Annotated in this window: 21 protein-coding genes and 4 tRNA genes; 1 reads left to right on the top strand and 24 read right to left on the bottom strand. The window is 63.5% G+C overall.

Annotated features, from left to right (window positions below):
* Positions 1–18: 18 nt before the first annotated feature.
* The 7 genes from AC5P6X_RS06110 to AC5P6X_RS06080 form a co-directional block, all read right to left on the bottom strand.
* A tRNA-Leu gene (locus AC5P6X_RS06110) sits at positions 19–105 on the bottom strand.
* 139 nt (positions 106–244) lie between these two features.
* On the bottom strand, positions 245–544 hold the full coding sequence (locus AC5P6X_RS06105; RefSeq protein WP_108270722.1) for a hypothetical protein: 300 nt from the start codon (positions 542–544) through the stop codon (positions 245–247).
* Positions 545–790: 246 nt separating this feature from the next.
* Positions 791–866, bottom strand: a tRNA-Lys gene (locus tag AC5P6X_RS06100).
* Positions 867–1,063: 197 nt separating this feature from the next.
* Positions 1,064–1,139, bottom strand: a tRNA-Lys gene (locus AC5P6X_RS06095).
* Between the two features lie 78 nt (positions 1,140–1,217).
* Positions 1,218–1,294: transfer RNA gene (locus AC5P6X_RS06090), tRNA-His, on the bottom strand.
* 193 nt (positions 1,295–1,487) lie between these two features.
* Positions 1,488–2,225, bottom strand: coding sequence for a BPL-N domain-containing protein (locus AC5P6X_RS06085; protein WP_108270721.1), 738 nt, complete (start codon positions 2,223–2,225; stop codon positions 1,488–1,490).
* A 303-nt stretch (positions 2,226–2,528) separates the two neighbouring features.
* The gene (locus AC5P6X_RS06080; RefSeq protein WP_242912764.1) at positions 2,529–3,038 is read right to left on the bottom strand and encodes a hypothetical protein; all 510 of its coding nucleotides are present in this window, start codon (positions 3,036–3,038) and stop codon (positions 2,529–2,531) included.
* 388 nt (positions 3,039–3,426) lie between these two features.
* On the opposite strand from AC5P6X_RS06080, the gene AC5P6X_RS06075 reads away from it, so the two are divergent.
* Positions 3,427–3,969: an SOS response-associated peptidase gene (locus AC5P6X_RS06075; protein WP_495215366.1), complete on the top strand. Its 543-nt coding sequence runs from the start codon at positions 3,427–3,429 to the stop codon at positions 3,967–3,969.
* A gap of 3 nt (positions 3,970–3,972) precedes the next feature.
* Here the strand turns inward: AC5P6X_RS06075 and AC5P6X_RS06070 are convergent, their stop codons facing one another.
* The 17 genes from AC5P6X_RS06070 to AC5P6X_RS05990 all read right to left on the bottom strand — a co-directional run bounded on the left by AC5P6X_RS06070 (position 3,973) and on the right by AC5P6X_RS05990 (position 24,271).
* Positions 3,973–4,764 (bottom strand): DNA adenine methylase, encoded by a 792-nt coding sequence (locus AC5P6X_RS06070; RefSeq protein WP_169448241.1) that lies wholly within the window; start codon positions 4,762–4,764, stop codon positions 3,973–3,975.
* A gap of 147 nt (positions 4,765–4,911) precedes the next feature.
* Positions 4,912–5,145, bottom strand: a complete 234-nt coding sequence (locus AC5P6X_RS06065) for a hypothetical protein (protein ID WP_262242831.1) — start codon at positions 5,143–5,145, stop codon at positions 4,912–4,914.
* Positions 5,135–6,160: a hypothetical protein gene (locus AC5P6X_RS06060; RefSeq protein WP_495215365.1), complete on the bottom strand. Its 1,026-nt coding sequence runs from the start codon at positions 6,158–6,160 to the stop codon at positions 5,135–5,137. Before AC5P6X_RS06060 ends, AC5P6X_RS06065 begins: the two co-directional genes overlap by 11 nt.
* A 1,169-nt stretch (positions 6,161–7,329) precedes the next feature.
* Positions 7,330–8,325 carry a hypothetical protein gene (locus tag AC5P6X_RS06055; protein ID WP_495215364.1) on the bottom strand — a complete coding sequence of 332 codons (996 nt, stop codon included), beginning with the start codon at positions 8,323–8,325 and terminating at the stop codon, positions 7,330–7,332.
* A complete protein-coding gene (locus AC5P6X_RS06050) occupies positions 8,322–11,927 on the bottom strand; it encodes a hypothetical protein (protein ID WP_495215363.1) in 3,606 nt (1,201 codons plus the stop codon). The genes AC5P6X_RS06055 and AC5P6X_RS06050 overlap by 4 nt, the downstream gene beginning before the upstream one ends.
* A 3-nt stretch (positions 11,928–11,930) precedes the next feature.
* Positions 11,931–16,097 carry a Laminin subunit alpha-2 gene (locus tag AC5P6X_RS06045; RefSeq protein ID WP_495215362.1) on the bottom strand — a complete coding sequence of 1,389 codons (4,167 nt, stop codon included), beginning with the start codon at positions 16,095–16,097 and terminating at the stop codon, positions 11,931–11,933.
* Positions 16,090–16,740, bottom strand: coding sequence for a hypothetical protein (locus AC5P6X_RS06040; protein WP_495215361.1), 651 nt, complete (start codon positions 16,738–16,740; stop codon positions 16,090–16,092). The genes AC5P6X_RS06045 and AC5P6X_RS06040 overlap by 8 nt, the downstream gene beginning before the upstream one ends.
* 71 nt (positions 16,741–16,811) lie before the next feature.
* Positions 16,812–17,612 (bottom strand): phage tail tube protein, encoded by an 801-nt coding sequence (locus AC5P6X_RS06035; protein ID WP_099524839.1) that lies wholly within the window; start codon positions 17,610–17,612, stop codon positions 16,812–16,814.
* 13 nt (positions 17,613–17,625) lie between these two features.
* Positions 17,626–18,108, bottom strand: a complete 483-nt coding sequence (locus tag AC5P6X_RS06030; RefSeq protein ID WP_495215360.1) for a hypothetical protein — start codon at positions 18,106–18,108, stop codon at positions 17,626–17,628.
* Positions 18,101–18,445: a head-tail joining protein gene (locus AC5P6X_RS06025; RefSeq protein WP_495215359.1), complete on the bottom strand. Its 345-nt coding sequence runs from the start codon at positions 18,443–18,445 to the stop codon at positions 18,101–18,103. The genes AC5P6X_RS06030 and AC5P6X_RS06025 overlap by 8 nt, the downstream gene beginning before the upstream one ends.
* A complete protein-coding gene (locus AC5P6X_RS06020) occupies positions 18,442–18,933 on the bottom strand; it encodes a lysis system spanin subunit (RefSeq protein WP_495215358.1) in 492 nt (163 codons plus the stop codon). The genes AC5P6X_RS06025 and AC5P6X_RS06020 overlap by 4 nt, the downstream gene beginning before the upstream one ends.
* Positions 18,930–19,064: a hypothetical protein gene (locus AC5P6X_RS06015; protein ID WP_258008217.1), complete on the bottom strand. Its 135-nt coding sequence runs from the start codon at positions 19,062–19,064 to the stop codon at positions 18,930–18,932. The genes AC5P6X_RS06020 and AC5P6X_RS06015 overlap by 4 nt, the downstream gene beginning before the upstream one ends.
* Positions 19,065–19,270: 206 nt before the next feature.
* Positions 19,271–19,702, bottom strand: a complete 432-nt coding sequence (locus AC5P6X_RS06010; RefSeq protein WP_099524837.1) for a structural protein P5 — start codon at positions 19,700–19,702, stop codon at positions 19,271–19,273.
* A gap of 78 nt (positions 19,703–19,780) precedes the next feature.
* On the bottom strand, positions 19,781–20,140 hold the full coding sequence (locus AC5P6X_RS06005) for a DUF2190 family protein (protein ID WP_033835715.1): 360 nt from the start codon (positions 20,138–20,140) through the stop codon (positions 19,781–19,783).
* An 86-nt stretch (positions 20,141–20,226) separates the two neighbouring features.
* Positions 20,227–22,533, bottom strand: coding sequence for a ClpP-like prohead protease/major capsid protein fusion protein (locus tag AC5P6X_RS06000; RefSeq protein WP_099470266.1), 2,307 nt, complete (start codon positions 22,531–22,533; stop codon positions 20,227–20,229).
* The gene (locus AC5P6X_RS05995; protein ID WP_143600432.1) at positions 22,530–24,056 is read right to left on the bottom strand and encodes a phage portal protein; all 1,527 of its coding nucleotides are present in this window, start codon (positions 24,054–24,056) and stop codon (positions 22,530–22,532) included. Before AC5P6X_RS05995 ends, AC5P6X_RS06000 begins: the two co-directional genes overlap by 4 nt.
* Complete coding sequence (locus AC5P6X_RS05990) at positions 24,053–24,271, bottom strand: DUF6148 family protein (protein ID WP_099524829.1); 219 nt, start codon at positions 24,269–24,271, stop codon at positions 24,053–24,055. The genes AC5P6X_RS05995 and AC5P6X_RS05990 overlap by 4 nt, the downstream gene beginning before the upstream one ends.
* Between the last annotated feature and the right edge of the window lies 1 nt (position 24,272).

Genomic DNA, 24,272 nt, shown 5'->3' with positions numbered 1-24,272 from the left:
AATCTGTGCTCGGCCAGATGGTGCGAAAGGCGGGACTCGAACCCGCACGAGGTCACCCTCACTGGAACCTAAATCCAGGGCGTCTACCAATTCCGCCACTTTCGCGTGGCCGGCACAGGCGTTCATTGTCGCAGGCGCCGGCTGGAATCGGAAGGCCTGCACAAAACTGAACATGACAGGCGGGCACATCGTCCGCGCCAAAGGCCGTCCCGAAAGTCAGGCGACCGTTTGGGACGGCAGCCACTCAGCGTTTCGCCGCGGCAGGGGGCGCAGATGCGTCAGCGCCCTGCCCAGCCGCATCCACCTTGCGGATGTCCACGCCACCATCATCGGTGCGACGCAGGTCCACAGCCTCGCTGGCGGCCCCACCCTCCGCCAGCGATGCCGGCTGCGCGACTCCGGCGATCGGGCGCGCCGGAACGGCCCCGGTGCCCGCATCGCGCTCGACCGTCTTCGCCGGGTCACTGCCAGGTGCGCAGGCCATCAGCGCCAGCAACGCGAAAGGAACCCACGCCATCCGGCACAGTCGGTTGATATCGGTCATCAGCTTCTTCCTTCTTACATGCGCCCTCGGCGCGGAAGATCCATTGGGTGCGATGAAAGAGGCAATGCGGTGAGAAGCAGCGCACAGCATTGAGAACACTGATGGCGCACATGCCCCTGGTTTCAGCACCGCTTCAGTAGATCCGCGCCATGCGCCGCTTCAGTAGATCCACGCCATGCGTGGATGAAGCGCAACCCGGCAAACAGGCAAGAAAAAAGCCACTTGGCGAACCAAGTGGCTTTCGTCTGGTGGGCTGTCAAGGATTCGAACCTTGGACCTATTGATTAAGAGTCAACTGCTCTACCAACTGAGCTAACAGCCCGAAATCGGGGCGCGAATTATGACCCGATCCGCTCGGTGGGTGCAAGCACTTTTTTCAACATCGTTGAAACCAGCGCTGCAGTCCCGTTGCCGCTGCAGAGCCCCGCCAGGCGGAGCGCTTCAGCGCGTGATCCATCGAAATGACGGGCTCACACTTATAAGAAAAAAGCCACCTGGCGTACCAGGTGGCTTCTGTCTTGGTGGGCCGTCAAGGATTCGAACCTTGGACCTATTGATTAAGAGTCAACTGCTCTACCAACTGAGCTAACGGCCCGTGAAACTCAGACGCACATTGTAGCGTGCATTCTGTTTATTGCAATACCGCTCCGGCGCGCCGATACGGTTGAAACAGTGGGGTGGCTGAGGGGATTCGAACCCCCGACCACCGGAATCACAATCCGGTACTCTAACCAACTGAGCTACAGCCACCACTGAAACTTCTGCTCCCCTGCCGATGCTGCCAGCAGTGGAACCTGATGCGTTGCGACCGGGTGGGACCAGAAGGCCGTCCCCTGAAGCGAGTCCGGCATTTTCCGGGAGTCGCGAAGGAATTGCAAGCATTTCTTAACATTGATGTGCCGGTCGCCATTCCGGCCCGCGTCGCGCTGCGCACGCGCCCGCCTCAGCGCCGATCCTCATCCAGCAGTGACTTGAACAGATCGGCCGACGGCATCTGCGAAAGCGGGATTTCCGCCATCTTGAACCACTGCGTCGGCGCTTCCGGATGGGGTCCCGACAGCACCACCCTGCCCTTCCCGTGGCGATACGACGCAGCCGCAATGTCGCCATTGGTGTAGCGGGAAATCACCTTGAACCCTTGGTCGCGTGGCGCCTTGGGCAGGTAGGGACCGTCCTGGAAGTACACCGTCTGGCGACGCCCGTCCCAGACGACGGGAATCACGGCATCGTCTTCATCCTGTACCGGGAATCCCGGCCTGCCGGCCTCGGCGTCCAGGTCCTGCGCCAGCAGGCCCAGATGCGATGCACCGGCCAGGTAGGCCCCCATGCATAGGCCGATGTAGGTTCCGCCTGCATCGACGAAACGACGGATGACTGCCCCCCCCTCTTCGCCCACCGCCGCCATCGCGGCGTCGATGTCCTGCCCGCCCCCCGGCTGCACATAGGCCCGGTAGCGCGACGTGGCCAGCGAATCGACATCGACGGCCTCGCCCGGGCCGACGAATACCACGTGATAGTCCGGACGCGAACGATGGATGGCCTGTTCGACGGCCTCCGAACACCCTGGGCAACCGGCCTCGCCGCGGTAGACCGCAATCACGGGGGCGTTGGCGGACGCCTGCACGGCAAGCCCCAGGCCCATCGCCAGCAGCAGACAGCGCGATCGCGCAACGGTGTTCATCAAGGGATGGCTCAGCGCAGTCACCCCGGCATGGGGCAGGCCGACTATGCCTCGGCCACGACGGACCAGATTGAATGCGCGCCAACACAGCGCAGGACCAGGCAGAGGCCGGTAACAACAGGACCTGCAGGAGATGGGTGAAATGGCGCGCCCGACAGGAATCGAACCTGTAACCGCCGGCTTAGAAGGCTGGCGGACTGTGCATTGTAGTCAACAACTTAGAGTGAGTTCAATTCAGGAGGCCATCGGGAAAGCGCCTAGTCCTGCAAGGGGTAGGCATGGTGTATTCGGGAACCTCCCCCGTCACCAACCGCGTAGATCGCGAAGCCCTGCCCTCACCCATGCCTTGCTACGGATGTCCCTCGCTCGGGGCTTCGTCTCTGCCGGCGGCTTGCGCGGTTCGAGTGCTGCCTTGATCCGCTCGACCTCCTTCGCTCCGGCCTCGGCCAGGCGTCGAGCCTGTTGCTGCTGCTCGCGGGTCGGCGGCAGTCCGGGCAATTGCGGGGGCAACTGGATCGGCGTGCTGTCGGTCAGCCGGGCAACGGCCTCACGCAGAGGCAGCTCGGGATACAGTCTGGCGGCGCACCAGCGCTCGGCGTAGCGCTTCGCCTGTCGGATGTTGGCGGCTCGAGCGTGCTTCACTTCCCAGAACTTCTGCCCCTCCATCCACATGCGCACCCCATGACCGCCATCGGGCGTGACACTGGCCGTCTCGCGGCCGTTGTACCAGAGCGCCCAGCGCTCACCAGTCTGGACCCAGCCAGTGGGGATCGGGGCAGTGCGGAAACCTTGGTAGCCGTGCGAGGGAAGCATGGCCGGAAGGATACGACCGGCGGTCGCAGATCCTGCGAACGCGCCAGCGACCTGCCTGAATCGTTCGGGCAGAGTCGAGTCATAGTCGACGCTGTGCCGGCGCAGCGCTGCTCACGCGCCCCCGGGTTGAGCAGCCTGCGGCCCCGGGTCCGGCAAGGTCAGGATGCCCGTCTTGGCCGGCTGACACCATCGGGCGACCTCGCCCTGTTGTGTCGGGCTGTCCCTACACGCCCCGGGCACGGCCAGCCGGACTACCCTGCGGCCATGTGCGGCCGATTCGTCCAGCTCCCCGTGATCGACTTCGGCCAGCCGGGGCTGGCTGACCTTGCCCCCCGGCCTAGCCGAGATCCAGCCCAGCTATAACCTGGCGCCGACACAGCGCGCATCGGTGATCCTGGACCGAGGCGAAGGTCGGCAGGTCACCCGCCTAGCGTGGGGCCTGCTGCCGTTCTGGGCCAAGGCCAAGGGCCTGCAGGGCTCGACCATCAACGCCCGTATCGAGACCGTGGCCACCAAGCCCGCCTTCCGGTCGGCTTTCAAGAAGCGGCGTTGCGTGATCCCTATGGCTGGCTACTACGAGTGGTCGGTGAACCCGGAGGACGGGAAGAAAGACCCCTGGTTCATCCACGCCACCGAGCCGCTGCTGGCCGCTGGCCTATGGGAGGACACCAGCCCGCTGCTGCCCGAAGGCAATCTGGGCACCTTCACCGTCATCACCGGCGACAGCAGCGGCGTCTCAGCCGACATCCACGACCGCATGCCGGTGTGGCTGCAGGCCGGCCAGATCGATGAGTGGATGGCCGCCAGCCCCGACGATGCCATGGCGATGCTGCTGGCAAGCTCGCCTCCGTCCATGGAGGCGTATAGGGTCAGCCGCGCGGTCAACACACCACGAAACAATCGCGAAGACCTGCTCCAGCAGGTTGCATGATGTCTACAGTAGGGTGGCCTGGCTGTCATCCCAGCTCTTGATGATCAGCTCCCCGAACTTCTTACCTCTCCCTTGTCCGCCGCCGATGGTGTAGTCGAGCTGCAACGGCACCAGGTCGAAGCCGGCGAACACCTCCCGGATCTGAGGGTGATCATTGATGGAGACCACAAACCGACCAGCCGAGCTGCGCATCAGCTCGGCCATGGCTTCGTATTCCGCGAAGGGAAACTCGACGCCATAACCCTCGGTCTCCCAGTACGGCGGATCGAGGTAGAACAGAGTCCCCGGCCGATCGTAGCGCCGCACGCACTCCTGCCACGGGAGGCATTCGATCACGGTGTTCGACAAACGGAGATGCACCGCGCTCAGCTCCTCCTCGATGCGCAGGAGGTTCAACCGCGGACCTCCTGCGGTGACTACCCCGAACGATTGGCCTTGCACCTTCCCCCCAAAGGCGAGCTTCTGCAGGTAGTAGAAGCGCGCAGCACGCTGAATGTCGGTCAACGTCTCCGGCCGCTCCATCTGCGCCCACTCGAACATCTGCCGCGATACCAGGGACCAACGGAACATGCGTACGAACTCGTCCAGGTGATGTCGCACGCAGCGGTACAGGGAGACCAGCTCGCCGTTGATGTCGTTGAGCACTTCCATCTGGGCTGGATACGGCCGCATCAGCAGTGAGGCGGCGCCACCAGCAAACGCCTCGACGTAGCAATCGTGAATCGGGAAGTGGGGATACAGGTGCTTCAGTAGGCGGCGCTTGCCGCCCGGCCAGGAAATGATGGGCTTGGGCATGGTTTCTCAGTATTTGCGATAGAGGAAGCCGACAATCCCGCCGCTCTCGCGAGGGCGACGGGGCCACGGCCAATGCCAGGTGCTGAGACCACCTGTGTTGCGGCGCTGTCTGGATGCTTGCAGGCATCTGGGCAGCGCCCTGTCTTGCTAGATGGTGACTTCCATCACCGGAAGGTTGGGAGCCGCCTCGACCAAGCGACCACCACGAACCCATACGTTGTATGGGATGGCCTGCTGCAGCTGGCCGAACGCCCGCATCTGTACACCGTCATACGTCGTCAGCGTGCTGGTGCCATCACTGTTGTGTGCGGTGACGGTCGCCAGCAATCGAGGGCTGCTGCTGACCAGTTCGCCGAATTGATCCCAAAGGTCAGTCCGCATCGCTGTAGTGCCTTTCAAGGGTTACGGTCTGCTCGATCACCACTGCCTGCTGATCGATCACAACATCAACGCGCAGCGACTCGCACTGCCCATGCCATCTCCCCGCAGCGCCAACGACCTCCACCAAGTCCAACGGCATGATAGGACCGACCTCACCTGGTCTAAGCGGCTTGGGAAACAGCGGCATGGTGAGGTCGACAGCGGCTTGCACACCGCGATCACTGAGGATGTTCCGACCGCGCTCGGCGCCGGCAGCAGCAACATTGATCAGCGGGCTACTGACCTGTTGCGCGAACAGCTGACCTGCCTCGCCGTCCTTGCGCACTTTGCAGGTGATGCCCTTCCCCGGCAGCTCACCGGTGACCACCACCGCATCGTACAGCGGCGCACTGCGCATCTGGAGGCTCTCGGTAAGGACGATGTCCTCCTGCACAACGTGGTCAGGAGGTGATTCCCGCCAAAGCCACGGGCTGACCGGATAGCTGGCCCGGACTCGCAACATCGGCTGGGCGGGGTCGGACTGCACCACCGCGCCACTTGCCCCGGCCAAGCCACTGATGGCATCGAGAGGCGTGTTCGCGTCGTAGAACCAAGCACCGGCGGGAACGATCCAGTCGACAGTCCCGTACTGGCTTGTGAAGCCCGTATCGGCGAGCTCCTCCGCCACCAGCTGCGACACGCTCCGATCATCGCCGGTGACCTTCACCCGAGCTGGCGCGTAAGGCGCAGCGAGAAGCGCAGTGCACGACCGGCCACTGAGGCGTACCGCCCCATCCGCGAACTCCCGCTGCTTCTGATAGCTCTCCACGATCCCAGTCCAGGCATGGCCGTTGAGCACAACCTCGAACTGGCGCGGGCCCGCCGCTGTGGGTTTCAGGAGATCCAGCTGCGCAGGATCGGCAAGCTCAAAGTCAAACGTCCAGCCCCACGCGCTACGGCCCGATTCCAGGGTGATTCTTGTTACTTCGATCGGCATTCGGTCCGGCAGCCGTACGAATGACACGGTGTTGATCACGACATACGTCCTTCGTTGAGGGCGTACCGCGTAGCACGCGACAACGCCGAGATTGAGTGGAACGATCCCGAACCCACCAACCACAGGGCATCCAAGATTCAGACCGACCACGTTTCCGGCCGGCCAACCGGGCTCGGGATCAGGATCTGGCGGAACTGGAGGCCGCACGATCCACGGAAGTTTGGCTGCACTACCCCAGCGCAACCGCCAAGAGCGGGGCAAACGATCGCCACACCCCCAGGTCCCCTGCCAATGGCTTCGCGCTGAGTTGCTTGAAAGCCAACGCGCCTCTGTCGACGCGCTCACCTGCCCCTGCGAAGACCAGCGCAAAGCGCCGCCCACGCCGAGGATGCCTGGCGTGCCCCATCGGGACAGTAGCGACACGCTCTCGAAGTCCATGGACCGCCACGGCTGGGCATTTGACCTCCGAAGAATGCCCTGCGAAGTCAGCCACCGCAGGGTGCCTCCACGGCTCAGCAATGGAGTAAGACCCCACCCCATGGCTGTGGCTCTCCCCTGCAGGCGCGGCGCGCCACGCCAACCGGAAGAGGTCACAATCGATGCACTACCCGCGCCTCCCCAACCAACCAGAATCATGGCTGTGTGCGGGCGAGCTACCGACCATGAGAGCGAGGAACTCGTCCGAAGGTAGGCGCGCTCCGGTTCAGGCGGCTCCTCCGTCCACCAGTCGACGCCAAGATTCAAGCCGACCAGGGCACCGCCCGCCGCAGCGGGCGGGCCCAAGTTCAGTACTACCCTGTTGCCCAGCTGGTCCATTCGCTACTCGCGCGCCGCCGGCGCAATCCAATCCTGGATTGCAGCATTCTGCCGACCGAGGTCATCGAATCCGACCACCGTGAAACGGAATGCCGGATGAAGACGATCTACTCTCCACGTTCCGTCAGGGCGACTCATTGTCGAAGCCACGCAGACACCGCCGCCCCGCTCAAAGACCATGATGCGGCCCTGCGCAGGCTGGTTCAGAATGCGTAGCCGCCCATCCGGCTCAGCGGGGTCGCTCGTCTTGGGGGCCTCACCGGCCAAGTAGCCGGGGCCCGCCCACAGTTGGCCGGCTGAGCTCCGAGCCCCGAAACGCATCGCTGCACGTGGAACACTCCAGGAGACACGCGCCGACCTCGCACCATATCTAGCAGCAGGAATCGCCACCATCACCCCCACGCGTTCGTGATGTCGATCAGAATCTGTCCAGAATAGGTTTCATTGAACCCGTTCATGTTGTCCACCGTTACGCACTTGGCTAGGAGCTGAGTGCCGACCGGCAGTCCATCCACGTCGGTCACGACGGTCAATTCTGGGAATGGCCTGCGGTGGATAGGAGCGTAGATGCCCGGCAGAAATCCACGCGGCTGCATGTTGTTCTCCAGGATATCCACGGTCGAGTAGAGAAGTCCTCCATTCCCGATGTATGGATAAGACGGATAGTTGGACTGGTTACCCAGTGCCACGTTTGCAGTTATGGCTGCAGCAGAGACAAACGAACGAACCGACCCTGGCATGCCCGACATAGAACGACCAATGAAGGCCGCCGTCTGGGTATCCGCATTGCCGAAGTCATTCCAGGAGCGAGCTTTGAACGCATATCCAACCGAACTGCTCCCCTCGGAGTCGCTCCCCTTATACGACACAACAAAGTGGTGCCTGTCGCCTGGTTTCATCGATGCGATATCGCCGGCGTAGTGGCCGTGCGCACCAGCCATGCCCTGGGTTCCGTAGTAGCCAGCCGTATCGACAAAGAGATAGAAGAACCGCTCAGTGCCGATCGCGATCCAATGACGGATCGCACTACTGGCAGAGTTCGCCTTCTCCCACATCGACCCGCTTGCCTTGAGCGCCAGCGAAGGCGTGGCATCCTCGCCAGTATTAACGTCGCTCATGGACGAGTACCCACGGAGCAAGCATGACTTTGCAGCCGTGTCATCCACCCTCAAGTAGTAGCCCGTGCCCGAGACAGGCGAGTTGCGGTAGACACGCACGTTGACGGCCCCGAACTCCTTTGTCCAGCCGAGCCCATCCTTTCGTCCGGCGCCGGTGCCGTAGCCATCGACCAAGATGGCATCCAGCAGCGCAAGCATTGCGCCGGGCACACCGGAAAGCAGAGGGGCACCCATATCGGTGCTTCGATAAACGGTTGGAACGAGACTCATGCTTGAACTCCTGCGACGTTGCCAATGACCTGGAAGCGAGTCGAATCCACGACGCTTTCAGGCGTACCAGGGAGTGTGGTCCGCACCATCCAGATCGGCGCCAAGCCGCCGACCGTGTTGAAGCGAACCACATTGTTGGTCGACCACCCGGAGCCCCAACCTGAGCGCGGAATGGTGAAGTAGGGACGTCCTGTGCGTGGATTGATGGGCGCGCAGTCGGAAGTAACCGCCCCTGTCGTGATGGTGCCGACCGTCTCCCCCATCACCTCAAACGTCGTTGAGCTGTTGAAGCGGATGGCCCACCGCTCGGTAATGGCATCGGCGTTGGTGACCACCAGTGGATAGTCGGTGTCGTTGAAAGTTCCGGGAGCGGCGCTGCCGATGAGAAGGTCGCTCCAAACACCGGTCCATGCCGCCTGGTCGAACAGGTTAACCGTGCGTGCCTGCAGGTCGAGCGACCCGTTGGCCTCGCCAAGACGCAGGGCCGCGCTGATCATGGCCTCCCCGGCGGGGAAATCATGCGTAAGCCCACTGTTGATTTCGATCTCCCCTGTGATCTGAGGCTGGACCACCAGCCGGCGGTCCTCGACACGCTCACTGATCACGATGGGCAGGGTATAGGCGGACAAATTCAGAGGGTCGCTGAAGGTCAGCCGACCCAACGCGGGATCCACTGCATACCAAGCACTGTCGACCGGAGCCCCCTTGGAGTCCCTGACCTCGACACCGGCGATTCGCGTGCGTCCGAAAGACACGACCTGGCCCGCCTGCGGCGACGTGACGCTGTGCTTGGCGGTGTGATGAATCAGCACCGTTTGGCCGGGCTTGAATGCCGGCACACGTCCATCACTGGGCAAGCGGACCGACGACAGGCCGATTACCACCTCGGAGAGCGGAATGGACCGGTAAACCACCGCCCCCATGTAGATTGAGCCGGCTAGTACGAGAGCCGGGCGCCAGACCTGGTCGCCTTCCACTTGGCCGGGATCAAACCACGGCTGGCCTTCATTACCGGCGACCGGCACCAGCTGACCGAACTTCACCTTCGCAACGCCGCTTTCCCAATCCACGTGGCCGCGGATCTGGGCGCTGGTGATGTCACCGTTGATGTCAGCTGTCGCAGTCAGCAGCTCGCCGTCCAGTCGGTTGGCACGCAGAGTGAACATACCCGGACGAAGCGGTGAGCCTGGCGCGCGGAAGAAAGAGAACGCCACGCCCGGATCGGCGATCCGGGTCAGCAGCGAGAGCACCTGTACGGTGTTGCCGCCACCTGGCTGCCACTGAGTGAGGTTCACGATCCCCGACGTGTAATCCACAGTGCCGGCGTACACACCGGCACCAGTCTGCGGGTCGATGCTGTGGTACAGCCCACCGCTCCGGTCGATGTAGGTCCTACCACGGAAACCAAAGCGAACGCTGCCGGGCACAACGCTATCGCTGATAGTCGGTGTCAGCTGCAGCTGCATGGCGGGCAGCGGCAACGATTCCTGCGCCTGCTGCGAACTGTCCCCTGCAAGCAGCCACGCCGCCGACATGATCGTCCCTGCCGAGAACTGTGAAAGCACGTCCAGTCGGCCGTACCCTACAACTCTGAGCCGCCCGGACCTGTTCTCGTACTGCGGATAGGAGACCTGACGCACCATGAACTTTCCGGCCTGCACAGACACCGCGCCGGTGCTGTAGTTCACGGACCCGAGCACAGTCGTGGATGCGGTGTCGCCCACTGACACGGCGACGATGTTGCCGTTCCCATCGTCCTTGGCAACAACGCGCATCGGCTGAGGAGCAGAGGTCAGGTCGTCCCGATCACGGGTAACGCTGACCAACCAATCGAGAAGAACGGAGCCGGCGCGCACCGGCCCCTGCGGCAAGGTGAAGGAGACGATGCCTGACGCGTCCGGTACCGGCTGCGGAGCAGCATGTAGCGGCTGCCCCCAATCGTAGGTAATTGCCAGGCGACTGTCGGCATCCGGCAGGGTGCCAGGCCGCAGCGATACCTCACCCGTCGAGTACGCGATTGACCCGCGCACCTGACCGCCGATCAGCATGCCGCCCACCCCATTGTCGGTGACCGCGACGTCTGCACCACCGATCCGCAGGGTCATGCTGACGGTGCCCGGGACAGCCGAGCCCTCGCCCAGAACGAAGTGCAATGCCGGCGGCTGGATGGCCGCATCCCCGACACGGGATTCAGCGATCACAGGCGTACCCCACGCGGCAATGATGCTGCTTTTCAGATCGGGCAACGCACCGGCAGTGAGCACGATGGACCCAGTCGAGTAATTGACCGTGCCACTACCCTGCCCCGGCTTGCCAACAAGCTGCCCGCGACCATTGTCGGTCAGGCGTATCCAGCGACCGAGTGCCCGGTAGTCGACGATCACCGTTCCAGGTGCGGGCAATGGCGTGGCTTGGATCAGCCACACCATGCCCTGGTTGTTCTGAGTCACCGCGATCTCATCGGTAAAGCCCTGCATGGGGATCGCGCCGGCCGGGGTTGCCGTGACACTGATAGAGGTAGCGCTCGCGCCAGAAGCATGGGTGACGGAGATCACGCCCGCCTGATAGTCGACCGTTCCACCCCAGGGCGTGACGGCCACCGAGGTCAACGATCCGGAACCATCATCGGTCAGCTCCACGCTCCCGGCAACGACCTTCACGCTGCCGACGGCCATTCCTGTGCCCAGGTAGCGGGTGACCGGTACGCCTGCCTGGAAGCTGGACGCGAAGTTGAGCGCCAGGCTTCCAGCCGCGCCTGAAGGAACGAAACTCATCATGCCCAGACCGGCAAGCACGTCGCTCACCGGGGTTTCAGCGGTAGACGTGGGTACGATTGGAACGTACGGCGTATCCACCAGCACGGAGAGATCGCCAGGCTTGCCGGCAGCAGTAAGGCGCTTCACGCTGTGATAGCTGTTGGCATCCACCACGTTCGTCTCGTAGACGCGGGTGGCCGGCTTGCTCGCGGTGTAACGGACGACTTCCTGGCCGTAGAAATTCCGCAGCAGGGCATTCACCAGCTCAATGACCAGAACGTCCCGCTCGAAAGCACCCTGATCGTCCGTGAAGGTTCGGGTCGTGCGCGAGAGCACCGACTTCACCCGCACGTACTGCTCGCCCTCATCATGCCCCGAGCTGGCAGGCGTCAACAGCGACAGGTTGTCATTGATGTCAGGGCTTGGCGCATCTGCGGTCGTGTACACCAACAGCGTCATCTGGCCGATGAAGTGGTTCCCCATCAGAATGAATCGCGACTCGGTTCCACGGGTGATGTAGCTCTCGACCCTGTTCTTGGCGTCCAGGCGCACATCACTGTAGGACCCCGTTGCGAACATGCTCACCGTCACCTTCGGGTCAGACGGCGGCTCAATGAGGACGCCGATAGCATCCTTCAGCACATCAACGTTCGAAGTGTCCACGTGCACGAACATCTTGCGCAGCGTGGCGCGGCCAGTCGTCCGCTCTTCATCGCCGATGTCCGGGAAAAGATTGTTCATGGCGCCGTCCTGAACCTCTGCCTGGATCATCCGGCCACCACCATCCGGATTGTCTGTGAGGCGCTGCGACTGGCGGAGCTTAATGTCGGTTGCGGAAATGGGCATTGATTACACCGTCATGAGGCGAAGTGTGATTGTGAAAAGGTCAGAATCCAGCGCGGGAACGGCGAACCGAGTGGGCTCGACCTCGATAGCTGGGCCATCGACACGACGCCACCGAACCTGGAAGGTGCGATCGCCGCCGTTATGGGCAGGCATGACCAACTCCAGAGGCGACAGGCGCGCCTCGCTCTCACTGGCCTGAAGAGCGCGGACGATGGGCAAGGCGACCACGCCGACGTACGCAGTGCCGTCGCGGGATGTCTGCAGCGTGATGGGGCGACCGGCCTGCCGCGCGGACTCCTGCACGATCATTGCCCCATTGAGGCTGTTTCGAACCTGCTGCCCCACCCTCCATGCTGTGAACTCATCGGTCCACTGGAGATCGGCCGGCAGCTCGATCCCGGCGAGCAGAATGCGGGTCATCAGCGACGCCCCCCTGACCGAAACCGAGCGGCTTTTCTGGACAGCAGTCAGCACCATCGGCGTCACCAGGTTCGCGATCCTCTGGGCCTGCTGGAGCTCTTGGGCGGTCGCCCCGGCCACCACTTCTTTGCTGGGCACTTTCCAGTCGATGATCAGCACTTGTTCCTTGTCGGCGCCTGCCTGTATCCGCCCCGCATCGAGCTTCGCCTGAGCATCTGCCTCGGCCTGAACGGCCCTGCGCCGCTCCTTCATCGCATCGGCGGCCGCACGATCCTGCTCGGCGCGCTTTCTTTGCACCTGAGCTTCCAGCGCCGCGACCTCGGCAACCTCCTGCTTGCCGAGGAAGTCGTACTGATACTCCAATCGGCTCTTGGCGGAGGAGGCAAACTCGTCCTCGGTCTCCGCCAATCCCTGAAGCTCCTTCTTGTACTCCGCCAGCTGCTTGCGCTGGGCGGTGACCCTATTTAGGGCATTCGCGAACTGTTGAAGCGGATTCGGACCACTCAGGTTGCGCATCGCCTTGAGCGCTGCATCGGAAACCTCGCCGATGCTGAACGCCATGCTCTGGGCCGCCTTTCCAGCACTGCCCATCTGCTGTCCAGACTTCTCCGCTCGATTGCCGAGGTTTTCCATCTGATTGCCGGCTTGGGACGTTTCCTGCGCCAACTGCCCCACGGCCTGCTTACCTTCCTGCGCGCCGGCCTGAACCTGCTGCATTGCAGATTTTCCGCTTCCGCCCATCTCCTTCAGGTGCTGCCCGGTCTGAAGGATCTTCCCCTGCACCTCGAGCTGTGACTCCACCTGGCCCCGGCGCCAGCTATCACTATCGGCCACCGCTGCGCGAGCAGTGCTCGCATAGGCCTCGAATGCTCGGCGGACATCCTCAATGCTGGCCTTGCCCTGCGAAGCGCCCCGTTGGATCGCCTCAAACGCTGCCTTCGCAGAATCACGGGCATTGTTCAGGGATTCTTGCGACTGGATGCCGAGGCGGGCGAACTCATCGGCCAGAGGGTTCACCGATGCCTGGATGTCACGAATTCGGGCGTTGAGTGCCGCTGCAGAACGCGCCGCCGCGTCGAACCCGATTTTGCCCTGCGTTCCCGCTGCTTCGAGCAAGGCGCCCAAGGCCCTCGCCTCGTCCAGCGTAGCGACCTTCCCAAGAGCTGCCTTGAACGCCTCTTCGATCTGAACGCCGGTGGCAACAGCGCTCTCGGTTACGGCACCGAACGCGGCGATCGCGTCCCGGCCGGCTCCGGTGAACTGCACACCCAACCTGGACGCGGAGACGCCCAGCTTCTCCATCGCGGCAAGCAACGTCGTCTGCAGGACTGCGGCTGCATTGGCAGCACTTTGAGGCAGCGCCTCAAATGCCGCCTGGGATGCAGCCTGAAACCTTGCCAACTCCTCGCCCGAGAGCCTCCGCAGCGATTCCAGAAGCCCATCCCGAACATTGCGCTCCGCAGCCGCGCCCTGCGACGCTACATAGCCAAGCGCCGTGCCAACGGCGGCCAAGCTACCCGTATCAGCAAAATTGAGCCCCGCCATCATCTTGCTGATCGAATCGGTGGCCAGGCGCGCATTGCTCTGCACGCCCTGAAGCTGTTCGACCACCAGCTGTGCCGCGCCCCCGATACCACTCTTCATGGCATCCGCAGCGATGTTCACCGCCCTGGAGAGTCCTGCGTACCCCGTAGACACGGCCAGCAGCTGCTGCGTCACAAGGCCAAGTTCCTGCAGTTGAGCGGCCGTAGCAACGCCCGCCTTTTGCTGCATCAGCAGGAATCCCTCTTGGGCTGTCAGGTACTGCTCAAGCCCAGCCAAGCGCTGTGCATAGGCTTCCCGCTCAGCCTGCCCCATTCGAGCGACTTCCTCAGTGGTCTTAACCACCACGTCGCGGTACTCAATGAACGAGACGGCCTGGCGGCGAAGCTCCAAGGCGGAGTCCCGAACCTGGCTGATGTACGCACGCTGCGCCTCGCCGGCTCGCTTCAGGGCGGGATCGTGCTGCTTCCAGATGTCCTGAGCAACAGTCTTGAGCACGCCAAGGCCACCCATCGCGGCCTCCAGCCCCAGCACCGATACCGCGATCGGAACCGCCTTCGGTAGGCCCCTGAGCAACAGTCCAAAGCGCCCGATGCCAGAACTGCCGGCGGCAACTGCAGCGTTGTTTGCCAGCTGCGCGCGCGTGGTCGCAAGCAACGCCGCCCTCCACGCGTTCAGCTGAAGCAGCGCGCCTACGACCTTGAACTGGGCGTAGGCCGCAGCCATGAGGCCAATTACACGCGCATGGTCAGCCACCCATCGCGTAGCCCCCTTGACCGCCTCCGCCATCCCGATAATGGCATGCGAGGTCTGCTTGGCCCAGCGGGTAAGGCTCCCATCCTGCGCCAGACGATCCAGTGTCGCCAGAAGCGTCGTCAGCTGATCCTTGAAGTAGGCAAGCACGCCCTGGTCCGCGACTTCCTGCTTCCAGTCCTTGAAGCGATCGGTGGCCTCCTTCCAGAGACCCGCGATCGTTCCGACCTTGGCTGCCGCCGCTGCGCCACCGTAGGACTCGGTGAGAAGGTCGAGGATGATGGTCTGCGCCTCTGCAACGCGACCGGTTGCCTCGAGGTTCTTGATCAACTCCTTCTGGCTGTCGGACAGGGTGAAGCCTTGCTTGCTAAGACTCTCCATCGCCTTCGATGGCGTCTGCAGTGCCTTGCCTACGATCTCCGCCGACGACTCCAGCGACAAGCCAAGACGTTGGGCCTGGTCAATGGTGATCTGCATCGCGGCGGGGAACTGATCGCCGACGATGTTGGTATAGGACAACATGCGCACCATCGCGCTGTTAACCTGCCCTCCATCGAAAAGGCCGGTCTGCAGTTGCTTACCCAGCTGCAGCAGCTTCTCAGCAGTGAACTCACTGCTACGGCCAGCCGCCTGGATGGCGGCATCGAGCTGGTTGACCTCCTGCTCCGCGTCACTTCCTTCCTTGATGATCGACTTGATGCCGTCAACCACTCGGTTCAAGCCGACGAACGCGATCGCGCCGGCGGCAAGGCCCTTCAGCTTACCCAGCCAGCCTGCCGCGCCTTCAGTTGCCCCGGCCAGGTTCGCGCTCCCAGCAGCAGCATCGTCAGCACGCTCACGGTACTCCGCCAGGGCCCTCTGCGCTGCGCGGGTCGTCTCCGCTTGCTTGCGCATCGCGGCGTCGCCTTCCGCGAGTTGCTGCGTGCGACGGCGGTTGGCGGTCGCCTCATCGCTGACTGCCTTTGCCTGCGCGCTCAGCGCCGCAGTGGTCCGCGCTGCCTCAGACCGCAGGCGCTGCTGGCTGCCGGCCAGGTCGGCTGTGCTGACCCCCAGCGCCGCCAACTCCGAATCTGCCTTGCTAACTTCGGCCCACTGCTCGTTCAGCGCCCTCTTCAGGCGCTCCCCCTCCTTGCGCAGATCGCGCTGCGACGCCAACACCTCGCGCGACGGCTTCTCCATCTCACCGATGCTGAGGCTCAGCTCAAGCGCTGCCCGCTGGTTGGCGTTGAACTCCCGCTCCAGCTCGCCCAACTGGTCCAGCATCGCCTCAAATGCGTCGGCCTTTGCCGCCGCCGAGGTCAAGCCCGTCAGGGAATCGAGCAGCTTAGAAGTCTTTCCCGCCGTCTCGACCGAGACATCACCCAGCTCGCCAAATGCCGAGCGCAGGTCATCCACACCTTCGCGCCCCTGGGTTTCAATGACAACCCTGATTGCTTCTTCCAGCCGGTCAGCCATTGCTCTTTCCATTAACGCGCCACTGGCGGCGCAACTCAGTCAGGTACGTGGTGTGAAAACGTTCGATCAAGCGGCGGCGCGCTGCGAGAGCCCGGCTGTTGCCGTCAGCGCCTGAGAGCATCTCGAAGGGGCTTGGGCCCCGAAGAATTCGAACAGGGCCTCGCCCCGCCCGCTTCTGGGTCGCGCGGTCCCAACGTCGCACTCGAATGGCCCTTCGGCCCTTGATTGTGGCGATGAACGCTCCGTCATAAGTTCTGGTCTCGCCGAGACCGATGCTGGCCGTTGCGCCGACCGATCGCCTGCCAGCCCAACGGCCACCGAACTCGAGAAGTGAGATTTGCCGGGTGCTCGCCCAGATCGAAAGGAAGTCGTCCCTGCCGCGCTTGCCCGTTGAGTAGCCGCGCTCACCGGTCTCCACGCGGTACTTCCCCCTCAGCGCGGCCGCGCGGATGTTGTAGGACCCCCGCACCTCTTGCGTGGTCGCAGGGCCTGCCCGTCGCTGCAGACCGATGAAGGCCCTTTGCACTGACAGGTCGTAGCGGTTGAGAACGTCGCCAGCAAGATTGGTCAAGCCATGGAGGCCCTTCGCACGGCGCCCGCTGACGAAAAACTTGAGCAGGTTGTTGTTGCGATTGGACGCCATGGCACCCTTCCTGGTTCGAATCGGGAGGGCGCCGTGCTGGCGCCCTCCTCATGCTGGAGTCAACCCGGCGATCAGCCGGCTACCTGCGCCGCGATCTTGAAGGTGTACAGGTCGCTCTCACCGGCCTGGAAGATCACCGGGCCGGTCAGGGTCACCTGGATGGGCTCATCACTGAACCAGTCCACGTCACCGTCCACGGTCAGGTCGACGTTCGGGATGGTCAGCAGGCCCTCGTCACCGCTGATGCGGTCCTGCATGTCGCCCAGGATCTGGAAGGATTTGCTCGGCGTGGTGCCGCCGCTGATGGCGGTTTCCAGGTACGCGTCGTACTTGTAGTTCGCCACAACGGTATCGCCCGCTTGCAACTGGCCGCCGAACTTCGGAATCAGCAGGCCGTGCGCCGGATCGAGGGTGTAATCGGTGCCCTTGACCAGGTCGATGGCCCCCTTCTTGAAAGTCGGCTCGGTGTCGGCCAGAAGGAAGTTGTGCGGCAGCTTCACCGGCGTGTCCACGCTACCCACGGTCACGGAAACGTCGGTGGCGGTGCCGGCCGCAACCTGGGTGGCCACCAACGTGCCGTACAACATGCGGGCCAGGATGGCCGGCGGCACTTCCAACGCGGTGATCGAAACGCTGGTGACGCCGGGGTTGGAATCCTTGTGGATGATCTGCTGATAGCGCGCATCACGGCGCTTGCTCTTGATCTCCACCGAGTCGCCAGCTTCGTAGCTGAACGTCAACGACGACTGCTCCAGGGGCTGATTGCCGAACTTGTCAGTGGGCTCGGGGATGACGGGAATCCTGGCGCCGTTCGCGCCGTGCTCCCAGAAGCGCAGATCGCCTGCGAATTTACGGACCTTGGGCTGTGCCATGGTGGTGCTTCTCCTACGGGTTGGGGACGGGCTCAAAGGTCTCGGTCAGACCAGCCCGCGCGGTGATCTGAGCGACGACGGCGGAATGCCCTGCGTCGTCTTCCAGGGATGCCATCTGGGTTTCAAGCAGATCGAAACTGGTAATGCCCTTGGGCAGCGTCTTCACGTTGAACGTGAGCGCGCGGATCAAGTCGTGCCTGGCACGGTGCACAAGCAGCCGCGGATTCGCGAGGTTGCTGGTACGCGGGACCTCGAACTCGATGGTGATCGCTGCATCCGAGGTAACCTGCGCGCTTCCCCCACCACTACGGGACAGTTGCCTGACAGAGATCAATGTGGCCGGGCCCTCGAAGTCTTCATCAACTTCGCTGTCGTCAACGACGATCTGACCGGTGCCGATGTCGGTGCGGAAGCCAGAACTTTTCTGGATCAGCTCCACGCGACCGCGCAGGAACTCCACCAACTGCCAGGACAAAGGCTCGGCCAGGTCAACCACGGTTCACCAGCCACCGGCTGCGGGAGCCGTCGTCGCTGAGCTTCTTACTGTTCACGAACACTTCCACGCCGAGGCCGCTCCCTGCCACTCCAACTTCCAGGCGGTCGCCCTGCTCTGGTTCAACGTCAGCACGCAGGTAAGCGATCTCGACCCGACCGGCAACGAACTGACGAAGCTCTCCGATGGTCTCAACGTCACGGTCGATGTAGACGCGCACGTTTGTGGTCACCGCACCGCCCTTCTTCGCCGTATGCGTGCCGACCGACGCCATACCAGCGACGGCGAATGCTGCGTGCAGGGAAGCATCCAGATCCCGCAGGAACTCGGCTTCGCTCACTTTGAACCTCCCGAGCAGAGCAGCGCATATGCCTGCAGCGCTCTCACCTGTGCGTCGCACTGGGCTGCGGCGCCAATAGCTCTGCCCGCACTCTCAATTCGGTCGACGGTTCGACCATCAAGCTGGCTGCCGGCAGCGGCGGTCGCGGACAGTTCTGCAGTTGCGACGGACGCTTGCCAACGCTGGTGCAGGCGCTGGTTGCCAGCGCGAAGATCAGCGATGAGGCGATCAGATGCCTTCTGTGCATCGTTCTTTTCCTTTTCGTACTTGGACGCCAGGTTGTTTGCGGCGACGGCACTGCCACGCTCGACCTTCAGGGTTTCGTTGACGGCATCGGCCTCAGCTCGGGCAGCGTCTCGCTCCCTCTTCATGGCGTCACGGCTCGACACAGCTTTGTCGGCCGCCCGGTGAGCGATGGACACCGAGCCACGCTGCCAGACGACGACGCCCAGCAGCAGAAGGACGGCGATGATGAGGGCGCGGATCATGCCGACACCACCGGACTTTCGGGGGGGATAATCGCACCCACGCTTCGCATCGCCGCTTCCAAAGACATAATGCGCAGACGCAGCCTGTGCGCCTCCTCCTGAGCCGCCATGCGCAGCTTGATCTCTTCCATGAGCTTCTCTGTGGTTGCGGTGAGGGAGCTCTCCAGCGAGTCCACACGGCGGACAAGCCCGTTCAGAAGTTCAACGTTGGCGTCAGTCTCTGTACGCTCCTTCCGGCGCGAGAGCAGCACCGTCCAGGTCTCTCGCAAGAGCCAGAGGGCCACTACACTGCCAGCGGCCCACCAAGGTGCGTGCGCATTAACCTCGCCCCCGACCATTACGAGAGCGCCTCAGCGACGCCGGCCGCGATCACCTCGCGTCGCCAGAACAGTCCGCCGTTCTCGTGTTTGGCGATCGCGGTAGCCAGCCTTTCCAACGTCACGGCGTTGTCCAGCCTGATGATCTCGCTCGGGCTTACCCCGACCGCCTTGGCAACTTCCTGGACGTAAGCCGACGTGTTGTTCTCCACTGGCGGCGCCCAGCGGCCGATGATCTCCTTCACCGTGCGCAGGCCGTGCTTGCGCTGGTAGGTGAGAAGGGTCTTCCCCAAAGCGCGAAACCCTGCCTGCGGGGTCAGGAACACGCAGAAGCGCTGCTCGCGGGCGATAGCGGCGACAGAACGATCCTCGCCCTGCCAGGGCGTGCTAGTACGGTCGATGTTGCCAGGATTGTTGTTGCGTACGCCGCGCGGCGTGCTGGTGGTGCCCATGCGATTCCCCGTTGCCGCTGTGGAAGAACCGGCACCGCTCACGCCACCCAGGCACATGTGAGCGATGCCGGCCAAGACTTACGCCGACTTCAACGAGCCGGAGCCCGGCGTCAGCTTTGCGAGCACGGTCGCACTACCAGCGCCAGCGGCTGCGATGGCGACCGCGCAGTGCTCCAGGTCGCCTGCATCGGCGCCGGTGACAATCACCTGCCCGCCCTGGGAATCCCAGGTCAGACCGGCACCTGCAGAAATGGTGGCGCTGGGAAGCTTCGGCAGTTCGAACACGCCTTCGATCTGGGCGCTGCCCTTGGTGCCAGCGGGGATGTCCACCAGCGCGACGGCCAACAGCTGGCCGACGATGGATGCCTGCCCGCTGACCAGAGCGGACGCGGCGACGATGTCAATCACCGCTCCCGGGAATTTGTAGTTCTTCGCCATGACGATGGTCCTCAGTTGGCGTCTTGCATGAATGGAGGGGGGGGGAGACAACGGCTGCGACAGGAAAGCCGCAGCCGGATAGTTGGCTACTCGCCCGGGTTGTAGGCTGCGCCGCGCCAGCCCACCGCGCCCACGCCATACTTGTGGACGACCTTCCAGCTGAGGCCGTCGGTGCGGAAGTTGGTTTCCTGCTCCAGGACCGGCGTCTGCACGCCATTGAGGAAGGCGACTTCGATCACCGGCTCCACATTCGGGTCGGCGAATCCGTACCAGCCCTTGCCGGTACCCAGGCGCGGAGAGGTGATGATGTCGCTGAAGGTGGCGCGCGAGGTGTTGTTCACCTGGAACTTACCGGTCACGTCCGGGTCGTACTCGCTGTTGTTCACCAGATTCGCGCGGCCGTGCATGGCGACCGTGCCCAGGAAACGCGACAGCGAGATATCGAGGTAGTCGTTGCCACCCGGGTCCATCTGTAGTGCCATCAGTTGGCGCATCGCGTCGAAGGCGTCGACCGACACGGCGGCACCGGGAGCGATGTTGCCGTGCTCCGCATGGAACAGCGTGTGGCCGTCCTTCATGACCGGCCCCAGACCGCTGTTCTGCTTGAGCACGTCGTAGACGTCCTTTTCGATCGTGCGGCCTGCGGCCTGGCCCAGCGCCGTGGTGATGCGCACGAACGCACCCAGGTCGTCATTCACCAGCACTTCCGGGGTGATCTGCAGAATGCGTCCCTTACGGGCGCCCTTGATGGTCTCGACCTCGCCATCGCCCAGCACGCCGTTCTCGTACTCGCCCGCTTCATTGACCGGCTTCAGGTCGGAGAACGAAGAAAGGTGGTAGCGGCTGTGCGGACGGTAGTCGGACAGCGTGCCGGTTGCGCAGAATCGGGTCCAGGTGAACTGCTGCAGGTTGTATGCCCCGACCAGAACGCGGTGCAGCACGTTCTCCAGCAGGACCGGGAAGTCGCTGGTGGTCTGCACTGCCAGAACACCGCGTGCGATCTGCTCACGGTCCATGCCACGGGTGTTCACGCCGGCCTGGATCAGGGAGCGCTCGGCGAGCGCCAGCAGGGTGGTGTGCGCGTAGGGATTACCATTGCGGGCGGATTCGGCGTCCGCGCCGGTCAGCACGCCGGCACGAGCCAGAAGCGCGTTGACCTGGGCGCGACGCTGATTGTCCTCCTCCGGTACTACATCCGTGATGCTGAAGCCGCCGGCCAGCGGCTGTCCGCTCGCCGCCAGCTTCGCCAGCAGCTTGCCGCGCGCCACGTCTTCGGTGATCGCAGCATCAGCCAGGCACTCCGCCTCCAGAGCCTGGACGCCGCTGACCTCACGGAATCCGGCGAAGACTGTACGAATGGCTGCGTTGCGGGCCGAGATTGCCGCAATCACCTGCTCGACCGTTGCAGCCGGCGCCAAGGTCGCGGCCGCGACAGGAGCGGCTGCGACCGGCGGTACCGGAGTGGCGGGTGCGGGCGATGCCGGGGCTGCGGGGGTCGATGCAGCCGGAGCGGTGCCCGCCTGCGCCATGATCAGTTGGCACTGCTGTTTCATGCTGGTTTCCTCAAGGTGGGCCACAACGGCCCGCTGGTGAACCTCGCGGAGCGAGGCGAAGGCTGAAGCGGTGGTGGTTGCCTGGATGTGCTTGCGCAGCAGGGCGTGCACTGCGCCCTCGGTCCCGGAGATCGCGCTCACATAGGACAGCAGCGCTGCTGCCGCGACGGAGTCCGCAGGCTCGGGCTGCACGTCGGGAATTACTTCGCTGACCAGGCCCAGCGCCAGCGCCTCGGACGCGGTCAACCAGTGATCCCTGCGATCGGTCAGCATCGCCTCAATGTCGGCCGGGTTCTTGGCGCGCCCCGAGTAGGACACCAGCATCTGGCGTCCATACACATCGATCTGATCCGCTCGCTCACGCAGGTCGCCAGCAAAACCCCAGCCACCGCCCTGCGGGCCATGCAGCATCAGCATGGTGTTCTCGTGCATGCGACGGGTGCTACCGGCCATGGCAATCAGGCTGGCGATGCTGGCAGCAACCCCATCCACGGTGACGTTGATCGTGGCCGGGTGTTGCTTCAATGCGTTGTAGATGGCCAACCCGTCGGTGACGACGCCGCCGTCGGAGTTGATCCGCACGTTGATCACGCTCGCTGTCGTCCCGGCCAGCTGCTCGACCACGCTGGCCGCAGTGACGCCCTCACCCCAGAAGTAGTCGCCGATTGGGCCGTAGATCAGCAGCTCGGCCTCACCCCCGGTGGTGGTGTTCAGCGCGAGGACCGATTTGCCCTTTGCCTCCGGCTGCAGCGCCTCGATGTCGTTTGAATCGAACGCGAAAGTTGCGGCGAGCACTGCATGAGCCAGGCGAGAGGTCGCGCCCAGAGACAGAGTATTCATTGAGTATCCTCGAATGTGTTCGGCACAGTGGTGCCTTCAGGTCGGGCCTGCGTAACTCCCGCGTCGCTTACCTGACCCGGATCGCTGTCCAGCGTGATTCCCAGTTCGCGCGCCCACTTACGCTCATTGCGTATTTCTTCCAGCGTGTCGTACATGCGCCCGCCACGTTCGCTGATGACCGAGGTGAGCGAGCGGATGCCGGCGCGGATCATCATGCGCAGGCCGGTCGCCTCATGGACCGGGTTGATCCACGGCATCACCGGCGGCATGTACATCGCGTCGGTCACCGTGGTCATCGAGACACCGCGCGGAACGACCAGCTCGCCGGAGGCAATCGCAGCCTGAATGAAGCGCTCGTAGATCGGCCGGACAATCTGCGAGATCACTTCATAGGCCAGAACACCGTACGCGCCATACTGCTCCACCAACTCCTGCCGCTGAGCCGAATAGGTACCGTTGTAGTTTTTCGACAGCGACGAGAACGAAACCCGCATGCCACCGGCCACAGCACGCAACTGTCCGTTGCGGTAGCTCTCCAAGTTGGGGTTGGGGCGGTTGGTGTCGACGGTGCCAACGCTCTCGCCCTTCACCAGGTCATCGAACACCATGCCGGGCTGGAACCGCATGCTCCTGCGTTCCGGAACCGTCTCGTTCTCGCCGTAGCTCTGGGGATCACCCTTGATGATGAAGGCAGCCATGCTGGCCGCGATCTTGGCGGCCACGCGTTCGGATTCCTCATAGTCCTTGAGGTCATCCAGGCGGGTAAGGACCGACGCCAGCAGGCTCACGCCGCGCACTTGGCCGATACGATCAACCATCTTGGCGTGGTGAACGAAGTCAGCGCTCACGCGCTTTACTTCGGGCATCACTGCATTGGGGTCGCCGGGGTGCTGCTTGTACAGGTGATACGCAATGGGGCGGTTCCATGCATTCCGCTCGACGCCCTGCATGATGTTCCGGCCGGGATCGTTCAAATCCATCGGCAGAAGATCGGGCTCCATCATCTCGATGCTGTAGGGGACAACGGTGCCGTGGTCGAGATACGGCACCGGACCGATCAGGTCTTGGTACAGGCATTCCCCGTCGCGGAATAGGGTCCGGGTCATCAGGCGCTGTGCCGCGCCAAAGTCATGGCACCAGGTCACCTCCGGGCGCTTCCAGAAGTCCCGCAACAGGGGGGTGATCTGATCAACCAGGGATTCCACGATGTTCCCGTTCACGTCGCGCGGCTGCGGCTCGATGCCGATGCCATCCCGCCCGATCACGTTCTGCACCATCTGGTTGAAGCCGTTCACCACGATGTCGTGGTTCCGGTCGAGGTGCCGCGCCTGGGTCCGGATTCGGGTCGCGCCGCTGGCAACCGCCGTGTTGCCTGATCCAAACTCGCGCGCAGCCTCTCGCAGGCGGCTAGGCGTGGCGCCGTCGTACGCACTGCTGTAGGCCGCGATGCGTGCACGCGCCATGGCGCGCTTCGCCCCCCAGCCGGGGGCCACAGCGGCGATAGCGCGGTCAAGGCGGTTCACTCGCGCTCCCTGAAATCAGCAAGAGACACGGACACGCGGCTACCGCCCCTTGCCTGCATGTTCACCTTGGCTTCCCATTCGCGCCGGCCGGCGCGAATCTCAGCTAGGTCGGCGCGGTTCAACTGCCGCTCCCCCATACGGAACGATTGCCCCTGCAGCACCGCAGCCTCTGCGGCCAGGTACATTTCCAGCATGGTTTGGGCGGGTGTTGGCATG

The sequence above is a fragment of the Stenotrophomonas sp. YJH_SMC_40 genome (assembly GCF_059368615.1).
The sequence above is the reverse complement of the archived record's forward strand: the minus strand, read 5'-3'. Positions and strand labels throughout refer to the sequence as shown.

Bases quoted from the DNA above. Each gene is read 5' to 3' on its own strand.
- AC5P6X_RS06105 (WP_108270722.1), bottom strand. From the start codon at position 544: ATGACCGATATCAACCGACTGTGCCGGATGGCGTGGGTTCCTTTCGCG.
- AC5P6X_RS06085 (WP_108270721.1), bottom strand. From the start codon at position 2,225: ATGAACACCGTTGCGCGATCGCGCTGTCTGCTGCTGGCGATGGGCCTG.
- AC5P6X_RS06080 (WP_242912764.1), bottom strand. From the start codon at position 3,038: ATGCTTCCCTCGCACGGCTACCAAGGTTTCCGCACTGCCCCGATCCCC.
- AC5P6X_RS06070 (WP_169448241.1), bottom strand. From the start codon at position 4,764: ATGCCCAAGCCCATCATTTCCTGGCCGGGCGGCAAGCGCCGCCTACTG.
- AC5P6X_RS06065 (WP_262242831.1), bottom strand. From the start codon at position 5,145: ATGCGGACTGACCTTTGGGATCAATTCGGCGAACTGGTCAGCAGCAGC.
- AC5P6X_RS06055 (WP_495215364.1), bottom strand. From the start codon at position 8,325: ATGAGTCTCGTTCCAACCGTTTATCGAAGCACCGATATGGGTGCCCCT.
- AC5P6X_RS06050 (WP_495215363.1), bottom strand. From the start codon at position 11,927: ATGCCCATTTCCGCAACCGACATTAAGCTCCGCCAGTCGCAGCGCCTC.
- AC5P6X_RS06045 (WP_495215362.1), bottom strand. From the start codon at position 16,097: ATGGCTGACCGGCTGGAAGAAGCAATCAGGGTTGTCATTGAAACCCAG.
- AC5P6X_RS06040 (WP_495215361.1), bottom strand. From the start codon at position 16,740: ATGGCGTCCAATCGCAACAACAACCTGCTCAAGTTTTTCGTCAGCGGG.
- AC5P6X_RS06035 (WP_099524839.1), bottom strand. From the start codon at position 17,612: ATGGCACAGCCCAAGGTCCGTAAATTCGCAGGCGATCTGCGCTTCTGG.
- AC5P6X_RS06020 (WP_495215358.1), bottom strand. From the start codon at position 18,933: ATGATCCGCGCCCTCATCATCGCCGTCCTTCTGCTGCTGGGCGTCGTC.
- AC5P6X_RS06015 (WP_258008217.1), bottom strand. From the start codon at position 19,064: ATGGAAGAGATCAAGCTGCGCATGGCGGCTCAGGAGGAGGCGCACAGG.
- AC5P6X_RS06010 (WP_099524837.1), bottom strand. From the start codon at position 19,702: ATGGGCACCACCAGCACGCCGCGCGGCGTACGCAACAACAATCCTGGC.
- AC5P6X_RS06005 (WP_033835715.1), bottom strand. From the start codon at position 20,140: ATGGCGAAGAACTACAAATTCCCGGGAGCGGTGATTGACATCGTCGCC.
- AC5P6X_RS06000 (WP_099470266.1), bottom strand. From the start codon at position 22,533: ATGAATACTCTGTCTCTGGGCGCGACCTCTCGCCTGGCTCATGCAGTG.
- AC5P6X_RS05990 (WP_099524829.1), bottom strand. From the start codon at position 24,271: ATGCCAACACCCGCCCAAACCATGCTGGAAATGTACCTGGCCGCAGAG.